A 13393-nucleotide genomic window follows, 5' to 3' on the forward strand; every position below is an offset into this window, starting at 1 on the left:
GGCTCCGGCGTTCAGTCGGTCAGGAGCCAGAACCAGATCAGCAGCAGGGTGACGACGAACCCGGCGAACTGGTTGAGCCACAGGAAGCGGTCCCAGCCGCGCGTGGCGGTGTCGGCGGTCTCGTCGGTCACGCCGCGGTAGGGCCACACGGTGACGAGATACGGCACCGCGACGAGGGTGGCGAGCGGCCCGGGCCAGGCCGCGAGCAGCATGACGAGGCCCGACCCCGCGTAGCAGGCGAGGGCGAACCAGACGGTCCAGCGCGCGCCACGAGCCGTCGCGATCGAGGAGATCCCGGCCGCGCGGTCGGCTTCGACATCCTGCACCGCCCCGAACGCATGCGAGGCCACACCCCACAGGGCGAACGCGACGATGACGGCGCCGAGCTGCCAGGTCCACTCGGCTCCCGCGAGCACGAGCCCGTACACGGCGGGGGAGAAGAAGTGGATGCTGCTCGTCAGCGAGTCCGCGAAGGGGACTTCCTTCAGCCGCAGCGGCGGCGCGCTGTAGAACACGACGAAGAAGAGGCTCGCCGCGAGCACCGCCCACGAGGCGGGAGAGCCGACGACGACGAGGTAGACGACGAACGGCAGGCACGACAGGCCGGCCGCCCACAGCGTGATCGGATGCATGCGCCGGTCGAGGACAGCACCGTGCGCGCCGCCCTTGCGCGGATTGCGCAGGTCGGACTCGTAGTCGAACACATCGTTGATCCCGTACATCGCGAGGTTGTACGGGATGAGGAAGAAGATCGTGCCGATCACCAGTGTGACATCGATCTCGCGCGTGGTGAGCAGGTACGCCGCCGCGAACGGGTACGCGGTGTTGATCCAGCTCACCGGTCGCGACGAGACGAACAGCTCGCGGATCACCGCGCCCGTGCGCAGGGGGGGTGCATCGGTCATGCCCGCTCCTTCGGCGTCAGCAGGGTGAGGACGGCGGGAATGAGGAAGGCCGCGCACACCGCGTAAGAGAAGTCCTCGATCGGCGCCAGCCCGATCCGCAGTCCGCTGAGGTGCTCGGGCGGATACGTGAACAGCCCGGCCGCGATCATCAGGTTGTCGAACACCGCGGTGAGCAGGATGAGCGCGGCCGCAGTCAGTCCCGACGCCGCCATGCGCCTCGCGAAGCGCGGCCGCCGGGCGGAGGCGCCCACGACCGCCGCCGTGACGACGGCGAACGGCAGGACGATCAGTGCATAGGTCATGTCGCCCCCTGCCGGTCCAGGCGCTGCGTGCGACGACCGAGTGCGCGCACGGCGCCCGCATGCAGGACGAGCGCCAGGTAGCAGAGGAAGGCGAGGAAGAACGGCTCCTCGAGGGGGAGATGCGGCGCGAGATCGATCCCGATCAGCAGCGGACTGTCCCCCTTCACGAACACGCCCGTGGCGATTCCGACGGCGTCCCACGCGACGAAGAACACCGTGCCGATGCCGACGGCGGCCGCGGTGCGACCGGGGGCCGCCCACGCGGCGAGCCGCCAGCGGCGATCCAGGAGCGCGACGCCGGCGGCCGAGACGAGGATCGCAGCCAGGTACAGTCCCGGCACGTCACACCCTCGCGGGTTCGGCGAGCGGTCCCGGGGTGCGATCGCCCCGCAGCCGCTTCACGACGAGCTCCGCCGAGATGAGGCACATCGGCAGGCCGATGCCGGGCAGGGCCGAGCCGCCCGCATAGGAGAGCCCCGCGACCTTGCGCGATGCGTTGCGCGGACGGAACATCGCACTCTGCCCGAGCGTGTGCGCGAGGCCGAGCGCGTTGCCGCGCCACGCGTTGAGGTCGTCCGCGAAGTCTCCCGGCGCGATCGTGCGGCGCACGACGATGCGGTCCGCCAGGTCGGGGATGTCGCACCACGACGCCAGCTGCTCGATCACGCGATCAGCCGCCGTCTCGATGCGTGCGTCACCGTCACCATTCTCCCCGCCGCGGCCGAGCGACGGGTCGGCCGGCACGGGGACGAGGACGAAGAGGTTCTCGTGCCCGGCGGGTGCGACGGTCGGATCGGTCGCGCTCGGGCGGCAGACATACAGCGACGCCGGGTCGGAGATCCGCGGATTCGCTCCGAAGATGTCGTCGAAGTTCGAGCGCCAGTCGTCGGTGAAGAGGAGGGTGTGGTGGGCGAGCTGGGGCAGCGAGCCCTCGACGCCGAGCAGCAGGAGGAGCGCCCCCGGGCTGGGATCCTTCTTGGCCCACCACGACTCGGGGTAGCTCTGCAGCCCGGGCGCGACGAGGGCGGTCTCGGTGTGGTGCAGGTCGGCCGCCGACACGACCAGGTCGGCCTCGACGCGGCGCCCGTCGGCGAGCATGACGCCGGTCGCGGTGGCACCGGTCGTGTCGATCGAGATGACGCGCGCGCCGGTCTCGATGACGGCTCCGGATGCCACGGCCAGGCGCTCGATCGCGCGGATGATCTCGATGAAGCCGCCGCGCGGGTAGAGCACGCCTTCGTCGAGGTCGAGGTGGCTCATCAGGTGGTACAGGCTCGGCACGCCGTACGGCGACCCGCCCAGGAACACGGCCGGGTACCCGAGGATCTGGCGCAGCCGCGGGTCGGCGAACCGGCGGTCCACGTGCGAGGCGAGGCTTCTGGTCAGCAGCGGCGCGAGCTGCGGCACCCGCCGGAGCAGCGCGGGATCGCGCAGCCCTGCCGTGGTCTCGTACGTGTCGTAGAGGAAGCGGGTGACGGCGAGGTCGTACGCATCGCCGGCCGAGTCGAGGTACGCGCTCAGCTTCGCGCCGGCGCCGGGCTCGACGCTCTCGAAGAGCGCGGTCGCGGCCTCACGCCCCGAGCGCACGTCCAGCGGTGCCCTCCCGGTGGCGGGGTCGGAGTAGACGCGGTACGCGGGGTCGAGCGGCACGAGGTCGAGCTCGCGCTCGGCGGTCGTGCCGAGCAGACGGAAGAAGTGGTCGAAGACCTCGGGCATGAGGTACCAGCTCGGCCCGGTGTCGAACCGGAACCCGTCCTGGTCCCACGATCCGGCTCGGCCGCCCACGACGTCGCGCGCCTCGAGGACCGTGACGTCCCACCCTTCGGCGCCGAGGAGGGCCGCGGTGGCGAGTCCGGCGATGCCGCCGCCCACGACCACCGCGCGTCGGCGCGTGACGGGCACTGCCCCGCCGCTCATGCGCGCACCTCGCGCGGAGCGAATCCGAGCCAGGCGCGTGCGGCGAGACGGGCTTTCACCGGGTCGGGTACGCGTACCCGCTCTCCTGCCGCGCGGGAGCGGCGGAGCCGCGTCGAGAGCTCGGCGAACAGATCGTGCGCGGCGGTCACCGCCCGGCGGCAGTCGGAGGGAAGCTTCGGGATCACGGCCGCGGCGGCCGCGAGGTCGGCATCGATCCGGTCGAGGACTGCGGCGCGCGAGACGCCGCCGGTCTCCAGACCGAGGTAGTCGCGACCGAGCGCGGACGCGTCGTGGTCGAGGTCGCGCAGGAAATTGACGTCCTGGAACGCGGCGCCCAGGCGTCGTGCACCGTCGACCAGCTCCGCGGAGGGGGTGATCGGATGCGGCGCCCCCGCGTTCACGAACACCTGCAGGCACATCAGGCCGACGACCTCCGCCGAGCCGTACACATAGGCGTCGTGCGACGCGTCGTCGTGACGGCTCGTCGAGAGGTCGGTGCGCATCGAGGCGAAGAAGGGACGGATCAGTTCGCCGTCGATGCCGCACTCACGCGCGGTCCGGGCGAACGCGTGCACGACCAGGTTCGCGCTGAAGCCGCGCTCGACGGCGGCGAGGGTCTCGGCCTCCAGGTCGTCGAGGACGGCTCCTGCCTGGGCGGGGGAGAGCCCGGCGGCCTCAGCGGGACCGTCCACGATCTCGTCGGCGACCCGCACGAGGGCGTAGACGGTGCGCACGTGCGGCCGCGGCCGCGGTCCGAGCAGGCGGCACGCCAGGCTGAACGACGTCGAATACCGCGAGATGACGGTGGCCGCGGCATCCCGAGCCGTGCGATCGTACAGGTCGAGGCCCGTCTCACGCGCGCTCACGGGATGCGCCCTTCGACGCCGTCCGCCAGATCCCGAAGCAGCGATCCGACCGCGGCCGGAAGGGCCGAGTCGCGCGACGCGGTGCGCACCCGATCGAGGGTGTCGGAGATCAGGCTGCGCAGGCGCATGGGGGCGCCGCTCTCGAGCAGGGCGACCTGCGCGTCGCGCACGGCGATGGGGCCGGTGTGCGCGACGGCGAGCGCTTCGTTCACCTTCGGCCACGACGTCGACTCGCGCGCGAGGGCGACCAGCGGCGTGCGCTTGGACTCGCGCAGATCCCCGCCCGTCTCTCGGCCGGCCTGCTCGGCCGAGCCGAAGGCGCCGATGAGGTCGTCCACCAGCTGGAACGCCAGACCGAGCGACCCGCCCGCGGTGGACAGCACGCCGCGTGCCTCGTCGCCCGCGCCGGCGAGCACGGCCCCGGCCTGCAGCGGCGCCTGGAACGAGTACACCGCCGTCTTGTTGAACGCGGCGTCGAGGATGTCGTCGTGCGATGCGTGCTCGGGCACCACGGCGTGCGTCACGTCGGCCAGCTCTCCGGCCGCCGACACATAGACCGCGTCGTCGAGGAGCCCGTGAAGCTGCTCGCGCGCGACCGGATCCACCTCGGCGAACGCGACGAGGCGGAAGGCCTCGTGCAGCAGGAGATCGCCGGCGAGGATGGCGGCCGCATCTCCGAGAACTGCCGCGCCCGCGGCATCCGCTCCCTGCACGCGGGCGTGCTCGCGGAATTCGCCGGCCACATTCGGGATGCCGCGGCGTTCGGTGTCGTGGTCGATCACGTCGTCGTGCACGACGAAAGCGGCGTGCAGCAGCTCGAACGCGGCGGCGACGGGGTACAGGCTCGGTGTCGCGTCCGGATCGCCGCCGAACGCGCCGAAAGAGGCGGCGACGAGCGCGGGGCGGAACCGTTTGCCTCCGCGCGAGGCCCGCGCCACGGCGTCGCCCAGGGCGCCGAAGCCCGCGCCCAGCGTTCTCGCGCGGGTGACGATGCGGTCGAGCGAGGCGTCGATCGCCGCATCCACGCGGGGATCGGGGGGCAGGGCGATCATGATGCGCGGCGACGCTGGGCGACGGTGTCGAAGAGGTGCAGCTGCTCGGCCTGCAGCACGAGCCAGGGGCTGAACGCCCAGGGAGTCGTCTGCAGGGATGCCGCGAGCTCGGCCGGCTCCACCCAGCGGGCGTCCACCACCTCGAGGGGGTTGAGGACCGGCTCGTCATACGTCAGCGCGGTGTACACCGGGCAGACCTCGTGCTCCACGATGCCGTTGGCGTCGGTCGCGCGGTAGCGGAAGAGCGGCAGGGCGAGCTCGATATCGGTGAGGCTGATGCCCAGCTCGAACTCGGCACGGCGGTGCACGGCGGCGAGCACGGGCTCGGCCGGCTTCGGGTGGCCGCAGAACGAGTTGCTCCATACGCCGGGCCAGGCCTGCTTGTCGAGCGCGCGGCGCGTCACCAGCACCAGGCCGTCGGGGTTGACGACGTGGCAGGAGAAGGCGAGGTGGAGGGCCGTGTCCGTCCCGTGAACGCTGCTCTTGGGAGCCGTGCCGATCGCCCTGCCCTCGTCATCGAGAAGAACCACGTGGTCGGCATCGGTCATGGGATCCTCCTTGGAATTCGCTAGTTTAACTAGCGATTGTAGTGTCCCGATGATACAAGGGTAGGGAAGGGGTGTCCACATGGCGCACGAGTGGTATCCGCAGTCCCCGCACGACAGGGCCGTTCTCGAAGTCTTGCAGGCTGTGCGCGCCTTCAGCGACGCCATGGACCGCATGCACGGCGGGATGAAGGACGACATGGAGATGAACGCGTCCGATCTCTCGGCGTTGCGCATGCTCATCATGCGCGAACAGAGGGGGGAGTCCGTCAGTCCGCACGATGTGGCCGCGCATCTCAAGATCTCCACCGCGTCGACGACGAAGCTGCTCGATCGGCTGACCGTCTCCGGGCATGTGGAGCGCCGCCCGCACCCGAGTGACCGGCGGGCGCGGGTGATCGTGCTCACGGACGAGTCCCGCCGTGCGTTCTTCCGGCACTTCGGCGAGCGGCTGCAGGCGATGAGGAGCGTGGTGACCACGTACTCGGACGAAGAGCTGGCCGTCATCGCGCGGTTCCTGGACGAGCTCGGGGCCGTCCTGCGACGGGAGTGAGCGCCCGTCGGGGGAACGAAGAAGGACCCTCCGAAACCGGAGGGTCCTTCTTCTTCTTGTTGCGGGGACAGGATTTGAACCTGCGACCTCTGGGTTATGAGCCCAGCGAGCTACCGAGCTGCTCCACCCCGCGGCACAAGAAGAAAGCCTAGCACGGTTTCGGAGAGGGTCACGACGCCGGGCCGGTTCGCTTGCCGCCGGGCGCGATGGGGCGGGAGGATGAGCGCATGCCACCGCCGCGCGACGACACGCACGACGACTTCGACGACGGCCGGGACGAGACCCCGACGGAGCGGGCCGATCGCAACTGGAACGAAGTGCTGCAGGAGCTGCGCGTTCTGCAGACGGGCACCCAGATCCTCACCGGCTTCCTGCTCGCCCTCGCCTTTCAACCGGCCTTCGCCGATCTGACAGAGGGGCAGCGCACGATCTACCTGACGCTCGTCGTGATCTCGGCACTGAGCGCCATCATCGCGCTCGCACCTGTGGCGCTCCACCGGGTGCTCTTCCAGCAGCGAGCGAAGGCAGCGGTGGTCACGTACGGCCATGCCGCTCTCATCACCGCCCTGTTCACGGTGTCGATCCTCGTGGTGGGTGTGGTGGCCTTCGTCTTCGACGTGGTCGTCGGGGATGCCGCCGCGTGGACGGCGCTCGCGATCCTGAGCGTGCTGATCATCCTGCTGTGGCTCATCGCGCCCGCGATCATCCGCGCCCGCGTCGGGGACGGCGACGGCGTCGGCCGGAGGTGGCGTTCATGACCGCCGCCGACGACCTGGGGATCGCGGTCGCCCAGTTCTCCCCGGCCGCCGACACCGAGGCGAACCTCGCCGTCATCGCTCAGCTCACCGCCACGGCGTCGGCCCGCGGTGCTCGGGTCGTGGTCTTCCCCGAGTACTCCAGCTACTTCGTCGACCCATTCGACGCCTCGCTGACCGAGCACGCGCAGGAGGTCGACGGGCCGTTCGTCCGCCGGCTCACCGAGATCGCCGCCCAGCACGGTGTGCACCTCGTCGCGGGACTCCTCGAGCGAGCCGACGACGAGCGTCGCGTGCGGAACACGGTCGTCGCGGTAGGCGGCGGCGGACTGCTGGCGAGCTACCGCAAGCTGCACCTCTACGACGCGTTCGGTCAGCGCGAGTCGGACTGGGTCGAGCCCGGCGTGGTCGGCACGCCCGAGACGTTCGAATCGGGCGGCCTGCGCTTCGGTCTCATGACCTGCTACGACCTGCGCTTCCCCGAGGTGGGCCGGCTGCTGGTCGACGCAGGAGCCGACGTCTTCCTGGTGCCCGCGGAGTGGGTGCGCGGCCCGCTCAAGGAGCACCACTGGCGGACGCTCCTGCACGCGCGGGCGATCGAGAACACGGTGTTCGTCGCCGCCGCCGATCACCCGCCGCCGCTAGGCGTGGGCAACTCGATGATCGTCGACCCGCAGGGCGTCGAGCTCGCCGCGGTCGGCACGGCGACCGATGTCGCCGTCGCGCACCTCGATCCGACTGCGGTCGAACGCGTGCGCCGCGTCAACCCGGCGCTGCGCCTGCGTCGACTCGCGGTGACGCCGCGCGACGGCTGATCGATGCCGTCAGCGGAGGTCGGCGAGACGGGATGCCGCCTCCTCCAGCACCTCCACGCGCTTGCACGCAGCGAATCGCACGAGCGTCGCGTAGTCGCCGCGGTGCTCCGGCGTGGCGAACGCGGTGAGCGGGATGGCGACGACGCCGGCGCGGTCCGGCAGCTCGCGGCAGAACTCCGCGGCATCCGTCGTACCGAGAGCGCGCGCGTCGGCGACCGTGAAGTACGATCCGGCGGGGACCGACACCTCGAGGCCGGCCGCGCGCAGACCGGCGCCGAGCACGTCGCGCTTGTCGCGCAGGTCGCGGGCGATCCCGCGGAAGAACTCGTCGCCGAGCCGGAGTCCGGTGGCGATCGCGGGCTGGAACGCACTGCCGTTCACATAGGTGAGGAACTGCTTGACCGCGAGCACCGCCGAGATCAGGTCGGCGGGCCCTGTGACCCAGCCGATCTTCCAGCCCGTCGTCGAGAACGTCTTGCCGCCGGACGAGATCGTGACGGTGCGCTCGTAGGCTCCCGGGAGCGTGGCGATCGGCACGTGCGGCTCGCCGAACACGAGGTGCTCGTACACCTCGTCGGTGATGATGAGCGCGTCGTGGCGCTCTGCCAGGCGCACGACCTCGTCGCGCACCTCGGCGGTGAACACCGCCCCCGTCGGGTTGTGGGGGTCGTTGACGAGGATCATGCGCGTGCGGTCGCTGACCGCCCGGCGCAGGTCGTCGAGGTCGGGCTGGAAGTCCGGCCACCGCAGGGGCACCGTCACCAGGCGCGCGCCGGCGAGGGCGACGACGGCCGCGTACGAGTCGTAGTAGGGCTCGAAGACCACGACCTCGTCGTCGGGCCCGTCGATGAGGGCGAGCAGCGTCGCGGCGAGCGCCTCGGTCGCGCCGGCCGTCACGAGGACCTCGGCCGCGGGATCGAGCTCCAGACCGTAGAAGCGGCTCTGGTGCTCGGAGACGGCAGAGAGGAGGTCCGGGATGCCGCGCCCCGGCGGGTACTGGTTCAGGCCACCGCTGATGGCCGCACGCGCCGCCTCGAGGACTTCTGCCGGGCCGTCCTCGTCGGGGAAGCCCTGACCGAGATTGATCGCGCCTGTACGGGCCGCCAGTGCCGACATCTCGGCGAAGATGGTGGGGTGGAGGGATCCGTCCGCACTGACGAGTCCGGCGCCCGTCGCCGCGCGGTGCCATGCCCCGGGGATGTGTCGCATCGGACTCACGGTACTCGACCTGCTCAGGTCGATTGCATAGTCCCGTCCCATCGGCGGCATAAGAAACGCACAGCATCGGTGGGCAATGTGGTCCTTGCTTGGCACCAGAAGGAGCAATCATGAGCGACAACCAGGGCAACGCCCCCGCAGACCAGACCCCCGCCGACGCGGCCGGCGAGCCCTTGCCCGCTGCCCCCTCGGCCGAGACCACCCCCGCGCCGCCCGCGCCCGCCGCGGCTCCGCAGCCCCCGGTCGCGCCCGCGCCGCCGACGACGGCGGCCTGGCAGGCCGCGCAGCAGGCGCCCACCGCGTACCCGGTGCACCAGCAGGCCTATGCCCGGCCGCAGGGCTACGCCGGCCAGCCCGCCCCGTATCCGCAGTCGTACGCCGGCCAGCAGCCGCAGGGCGCGGCGTTCGGCCAGGCGGCGACCGGCACCCAGCCGACCGTCCCCCTCGGCAAGCCGGCTCCGACCGGACCGAAGAAGCCCACCGGCGCCGGCAGGATCGTCGGCCTCATCGCCGCGGCGGCCATCGTGGGGGGTGCCGCAGGTCTCGGCGGGGCGTACGCCGGCGTGAACCTCTTCGCCCCCGACGGCACCGTTCCCGCGGCCGGCCCGGCCACGGTGACTGTCAACGACTCCGACGCGGTCAACCAGACCACCGCGATCGCCGCCAAGGTCGTGCCGAGCGTCGTCACGATCCAGGCCACGAGCAGCGGCGGCGGCGGCACAGGGTCTGGTGTGGTGCTGACCGAGGACGGCTATGTGGTCACGAACACGCATGTCGTCACCCTCGACGGCGCCACGGGTGACGCGGCGATCCGCGTGACGACATCGGACGGCCGCGTCTACGACGCCACGGTGGTCGGCACCGACCCCACCTACGACCTCGCCGTCATCAAGCTCGAGGACGCGAAGGACCTGACGCCGATCGAGTTCGCCTCGTCCTCCGACCTCAACGTGGGGGATACGGCGATCGCCGTCGGCGCGCCGCTCGGCCTCGCCAACACCGTCACCACCGGCATCGTGAGCGCGCTGAACCGGTCGATCGAGATCGCCTCCTCGGCGGCACCCGACTCGGGCGACGCGAACGGGGGCGAGGACGGCGAGCAGGCGCCCGAGCAGGGCAGCCCGTTCCAGTTCGACTTCGGCCAGGGCCAGCAGCAGCGCACGCCGGGCCGGTCCATCTCGATCGCGGTCATCCAGACCGATGCGGCGATCAACCCGGGCAACTCCGGCGGCGCGCTCGTCGACGACGAAGGACGTCTGATCGGCATCAACGTCGCCATCGCGACGGCCGGCGGATCGTCGGAGGGCTCCGGCTCGATCGGCGTGGGCTTCTCCATTCCCTCCGACATCGCCCAGCGCATCACCGACGAGATCATCGAGAACGGCGAGGCGACGCACGGTCTCCTCGGAGCGAACGTCCTGCCTGCGGCATCCGTCGAAGGCGCCACCACCACCGGTGCGTACATCGACGAGGCCGTCCAGGGGGGTGCCGCTGCGGAGGCGGGTCTGCGCAAGGGAGACGTGGTGACCTCGTTCAACGGCGTCCCCGTCACCGACGCGGTCGATCTGACCGCCCAGGTGCGTGCGGCCGCGGCCGGCAGCGAGGCGACGGTCACGTACGTCCGCGACGGCGAGACCAAGACCGTCGACGTCACGCTCGGCGAGCTCCAGCAGTAAGACGCGACGCTCAGGACGCCGTCCTGCGAAGCCTGTCCGCCAGCGCGGACGCTAGGCTCGCGGGATGGCGTCCTTCTCGTTCGGTGCGGGGAATGCGCGAAAACTCGCGACGATCCCGCTGTATGCCGCCGGACGCATGCTGACCCTCGTCGTTCCGCGCTCGCGTGACGAGTGGGTGTTCGGATGCGGGGGCGGTATCGGCGACGGAGCTCTTGCGCTGTGGGATGTCGCGGCTGCCGGCGGTCGGCGTGCGGTGTGGCTCGTGGGGAGCGACCGGGAGGAGAAGGATGCCTCGGCCCGCGGCATCCCGACACTGCGGAAGTCCTCGCTGCGCGGCCTCTGGCGCACGGCGCGCGCCCGCGTCGTCGTCGTCACCCACGGCTTCGGCGACGTCAATCGCTATGCGGTCTCGGGAGCCTTCGTGGTGCAGCTGTGGCACGGCATCCCGCTCAAGCGGATCGGGCTGGACTCTCCCGAGACGCTTCGCGTCCCCGGGGCAGTCGCACGCCTGCGGCTGGGCCGCGTTCTGCGACGCCTGCTCGGCGCGATGTACCGCGGAGCAGCACGCCGCATCCGGATCCTTCCGGCCGCGTCGCACGCCATCCGGGGCCGGCTGGAGTCCGCCTTCGCACTCCCCGACGAGTGCGTGCCCGTGACGGGCGAGCCGCGCGTCGACGTGCTGTCCCGCGGCACCGCCGACGAGCGGCGCGCGTCCGCCCGGCAAGCCATCGCCGAGGCCGTCGGCCCGCTCGACGACGCGTCGCGGATCGTGCTGTACGCGCCGACGTGGCGCGACGGCGCTGCCGACCCGGCTGTGCCGTCGACCGACGAGTGGCGCGCGCTCCTGGCTCTGCTCGAACAGCACGATGCGGTGCTGCTGGTGCGGTCGCATCCGCTCGGCGCGGGGGACTACCGCCCGCCGCCGGGCACCGACCGCGTGCGGCTGCTCGGAAGCGACCTCGTCGCCGACGTGACTCCGGTGCTCCCCGGCGCCGACGTCCTGGTCACCGACTACTCCTCCCTCGTGTTCGACAGCGCGCTCGTGCCGCTGCCGGTGGTGTTCCTCGCGCCGGATGTCGAGGAGTACGGCCGTCGTCGCGGCTTCTACGGGCGGTACGCCGACGTCGCGGGCGACGACTGGGCGCGCGACTGGGAGGCCGCGCGAGCGCAGCTCGATGCCGTGCTCGCACGCGACGACGAAGCGGAGCGGCGACGCGGGCGGGCACGGGCGCTGAGCGCCCGCGTGCACGCCTTCCGGGACGGCGCCAATGCGGAAAGGGTGTACCGTGCGATCCTGGCCGGATCGCGCCGAGACGCCGGCGAGAGAGGACCACGATGACGGACGCCCGCTTCACGACCGACGGCGGTCCTGCGCTCGTCCTGTCGGGCGAAGGCCCTCGCCCCGCCTCGGTGGAGCTCGTCGGCCGTCGCGCGCGCGTCCCGGCAGCGCTCACGGGCCGAGGGAAGACGTGGCGCGCCGTGCTGCCGCTGCGCGCGCGCCGCTGGGGCGGGCCGGAGCTGCCGCTGCCGACCGGTGACTACGACGTGCAGGTGACCGCTGCGGAGGGCGTCGCTGTCTCCGAGCCCGCGGCCCTGGCGCTGGCGCAGCTGGGCACGGTGCGGGCGTCGCTGGACGGCTGGACGCTCCGCGTCGGGCCGCCCGTCGATCCCGCGTACGACTCGGGCGAGGGACAGGACGCCCTCGAGCGCCGCTACGCGCATCGCGCCGCGCGGCTCGAGAATGCGGTGTTCTTCGAGAGCTTCTACGGCCGCAACGCCAGCTGCAACCCCCTCGCGATCGACCGCGAGCTCGCACGGCGGGCGCCCGGCGTGACGCGCTACTGGAGCGTGGTCGACCTGTCGGTCTCCGTTCCCGAGGGCGCTGTCGCCGTCGTCGAGGGCAGTCCCGAGTGGTGGCGCGCCCGCGGGTCCGCGCGTCTGCTCGTGGTGAACGACTGGCTGCGGAGGCGCTTCTCGCGGCGCAAGGGCCAGATCGTGCTGCAGACCTGGCACGGCACGCCGCTCAAGCGGCTCGCCCTCCATCGCCCCGGGTTCGACCCGCGGCGCGCCATCGCCGTGCTGCGCGAGTCGCGCCGGTGGAACGTGCTGCTGGCGCAGAACCCGTACGCGGCGCGGATCCTCGGCAAGGCCTACGCCTTCCTCTCCCGGCCCGTCTGGGTCGAGGGATACCCGCGCAACGACGTGCTCGTGACCGGCGACGGCGCGGCCACACGCGCGTCGCTCGGCATCCGCGAGGGGGAGCGCGTGCTGCTGTACGCGCCGACGTGGCGCGACGACCGCGACGAGATCGTCGACTTCGTCGACCCGGCCGCGCTGGCCGCCGCCGCCGACGCGGTCGTGCTGGTGCGCGGCCACTCCCGCACCCTGCAGCAGGGGAAGGATGCCGAGGGCCCTCGGGTCGTCGACGTCACGGGCTTCCCCGACACCTCTCTGCTGCTGCTGGCGGCGGATGCGCTGATCACCGACTACTCCTCGGTGATGTTCGACTTCTCCGTCACGGGCAAGCCGATGTACTTCCTGGTGCCCGACATGGAGCACTACCGCGGCGAACTCCGCGGCTTCTACTTCGACCTCGCCGTGCACGCGCCGGGCCCGGTCGTCCGTTCGCAGGAGGAGCTCGTCGCGGCGCTGTCGACCGCCCCCGACGCCGCGCACGCCATGCGCTATGCGCGGTGGCGGGAGAAGTTCAACTCGCGCGACGACGGGCATGCCGCCGAGCGCGTCGTGGCGCGCATCCTGGATCAGGGCTTCGTCGACGCCGGCTGACC

General features: G+C 71.8%; 14 protein-coding genes and 1 tRNA gene. 6 read left to right on the forward strand and 9 right to left on the reverse strand.

Translation table 11 applies throughout. From position 1 onward, the window contains the following. Positions 1-11: 11 nt before the first annotated feature. From MK786_RS00145 to idi, 7 genes are read right to left on the reverse strand one after another with little or no spacing between them, the layout of a single operon-like run. Positions 12-905 (reverse strand): prenyltransferase, encoded by an 894-nt coding sequence (locus MK786_RS00145; protein ID WP_241110246.1) that lies wholly within the window; start codon positions 903-905, stop codon positions 12-14. Continuing rightward, entirely contained in the window at positions 902-1207 is a 306-nt protein-coding gene (locus tag MK786_RS00150; protein ID WP_241110247.1) for a lycopene cyclase domain-containing protein, read from the reverse strand. Before MK786_RS00150 ends, MK786_RS00145 begins: the two co-directional genes overlap by 4 nt. Further along, complete coding sequence (locus MK786_RS00155) at positions 1204-1548, reverse strand: lycopene cyclase domain-containing protein (protein WP_241110248.1); 345 nt, start codon at positions 1546-1548, stop codon at positions 1204-1206. The genes MK786_RS00150 and MK786_RS00155 overlap by 4 nt, the downstream gene beginning before the upstream one ends. Position 1549: 1 nt before the next feature. Continuing rightward, positions 1550-3124 carry a phytoene desaturase gene (locus tag MK786_RS00160; protein ID WP_241110249.1) on the reverse strand — a complete coding sequence of 525 codons (1575 nt, stop codon included), beginning with the start codon at positions 3122-3124 and terminating at the stop codon, positions 1550-1552. After that, positions 3121-3990: a squalene/phytoene synthase family protein gene (locus MK786_RS00165; RefSeq protein ID WP_241110250.1), complete on the reverse strand. Its 870-nt coding sequence runs from the start codon at positions 3988-3990 to the stop codon at positions 3121-3123. Before MK786_RS00165 ends, MK786_RS00160 begins: the two co-directional genes overlap by 4 nt. Next, positions 3987-5042: a polyprenyl synthetase family protein gene (locus MK786_RS00170; protein ID WP_241110251.1), complete on the reverse strand. Its 1056-nt coding sequence runs from the start codon at positions 5040-5042 to the stop codon at positions 3987-3989. The genes MK786_RS00165 and MK786_RS00170 overlap by 4 nt, the downstream gene beginning before the upstream one ends. Further along, entirely contained in the window at positions 5039-5590 is a 552-nt protein-coding gene (gene idi, locus MK786_RS00175) for an isopentenyl-diphosphate Delta-isomerase (protein ID WP_241110252.1), read from the reverse strand. Before idi ends, MK786_RS00170 begins: the two co-directional genes overlap by 4 nt. A gap of 79 nt (positions 5591-5669) precedes the next feature. On the opposite strand from idi, the gene MK786_RS00180 reads away from it, so the two are divergent. Further along, complete coding sequence (locus MK786_RS00180) at positions 5670-6140, forward strand: MarR family winged helix-turn-helix transcriptional regulator (protein ID WP_241110253.1); 471 nt, start codon at positions 5670-5672, stop codon at positions 6138-6140. Between the two features lie 59 nt (positions 6141-6199). Here MK786_RS00180 and MK786_RS00185 read toward each other — a convergent pair. Next, positions 6200-6273 (reverse strand) — tRNA-Met (locus MK786_RS00185). Positions 6274-6367: 94 nt separating this feature from the next. On the opposite strand from MK786_RS00185, the gene MK786_RS00190 reads away from it, so the two are divergent. Continuing rightward, positions 6368-6898 carry a DUF6328 family protein gene (locus MK786_RS00190; protein WP_241110254.1) on the forward strand — a complete coding sequence of 177 codons (531 nt, stop codon included), beginning with the start codon at positions 6368-6370 and terminating at the stop codon, positions 6896-6898. Beyond that, a complete protein-coding gene (locus MK786_RS00195; protein ID WP_241110255.1) occupies positions 6895-7710 on the forward strand; it encodes a carbon-nitrogen hydrolase family protein in 816 nt (271 codons plus the stop codon). The genes MK786_RS00190 and MK786_RS00195 overlap by 4 nt, the downstream gene beginning before the upstream one ends. A gap of 9 nt (positions 7711-7719) precedes the next feature. Here MK786_RS00195 and MK786_RS00200 read toward each other — a convergent pair whose 3' ends face one another. Next, positions 7720-8919 carry an aminotransferase class I/II-fold pyridoxal phosphate-dependent enzyme gene (locus MK786_RS00200; protein ID WP_241110256.1) on the reverse strand — a complete coding sequence of 400 codons (1200 nt, stop codon included), beginning with the start codon at positions 8917-8919 and terminating at the stop codon, positions 7720-7722. Positions 8920-9038: 119 nt separating this feature from the next. On the opposite strand from MK786_RS00200, the gene MK786_RS00205 reads away from it, so the two are divergent. From MK786_RS00205 to MK786_RS00215, 3 genes are all read left to right on the forward strand, one after another. Then, positions 9039-10604: a S1C family serine protease gene (locus tag MK786_RS00205; RefSeq protein ID WP_241110257.1), complete on the forward strand. Its 1566-nt coding sequence runs from the start codon at positions 9039-9041 to the stop codon at positions 10602-10604. Positions 10605-10668: 64 nt separating this feature from the next. Next, positions 10669-11943, forward strand: coding sequence for a CDP-glycerol glycerophosphotransferase family protein (locus MK786_RS00210; protein WP_241110258.1), 1275 nt, complete (start codon positions 10669-10671; stop codon positions 11941-11943). Further along, positions 11940-13391: a CDP-glycerol glycerophosphotransferase family protein gene (locus MK786_RS00215; protein ID WP_241110259.1), complete on the forward strand. Its 1452-nt coding sequence runs from the start codon at positions 11940-11942 to the stop codon at positions 13389-13391. Before MK786_RS00210 ends, MK786_RS00215 begins: the two co-directional genes overlap by 4 nt. Positions 13392-13393: the final 2 nt, after the last annotated feature.

This window comes from Microbacterium sp. CFH 31415, assembly GCF_022538185.1.
Classification (GTDB): Bacteria; Actinomycetota; Actinomycetes; order Actinomycetales; family Microbacteriaceae; genus Microbacterium.

Coding starts and splice junctions, on each gene's coding strand:
- MK786_RS00145 (WP_241110246.1), bottom strand. CDS start 905: ATGACCGATGCACCCCCCCTGCGCACGGGCGCGGTGATCCGCGAGCTG.
- MK786_RS00150 (WP_241110247.1), bottom strand. CDS start 1,207: ATGACCTATGCACTGATCGTCCTGCCGTTCGCCGTCGTCACGGCGGCG.
- MK786_RS00160 (WP_241110249.1), bottom strand. CDS start 3,124: ATGAGCGGCGGGGCAGTGCCCGTCACGCGCCGACGCGCGGTGGTCGTG.
- MK786_RS00170 (WP_241110251.1), bottom strand. CDS start 5,042: ATGATCGCCCTGCCCCCCGATCCCCGCGTGGATGCGGCGATCGACGCC.
- idi (WP_241110252.1), bottom strand. CDS start 5,590: ATGACCGATGCCGACCACGTGGTTCTTCTCGATGACGAGGGCAGGGCG.
- MK786_RS00180 (WP_241110253.1), top strand. CDS start 5,670: ATGGCGCACGAGTGGTATCCGCAGTCCCCGCACGACAGGGCCGTTCTC.
- MK786_RS00190 (WP_241110254.1), top strand. CDS start 6,368: ATGCCACCGCCGCGCGACGACACGCACGACGACTTCGACGACGGCCGG.
- MK786_RS00195 (WP_241110255.1), top strand. CDS start 6,895: ATGACCGCCGCCGACGACCTGGGGATCGCGGTCGCCCAGTTCTCCCCG.
- MK786_RS00200 (WP_241110256.1), bottom strand. CDS start 8,919: ATGCGACACATCCCCGGGGCATGGCACCGCGCGGCGACGGGCGCCGGA.
- MK786_RS00205 (WP_241110257.1), top strand. CDS start 9,039: ATGAGCGACAACCAGGGCAACGCCCCCGCAGACCAGACCCCCGCCGAC.
- MK786_RS00210 (WP_241110258.1), top strand. CDS start 10,669: ATGGCGTCCTTCTCGTTCGGTGCGGGGAATGCGCGAAAACTCGCGACG.
- MK786_RS00215 (WP_241110259.1), top strand. CDS start 11,940: ATGACGGACGCCCGCTTCACGACCGACGGCGGTCCTGCGCTCGTCCTG.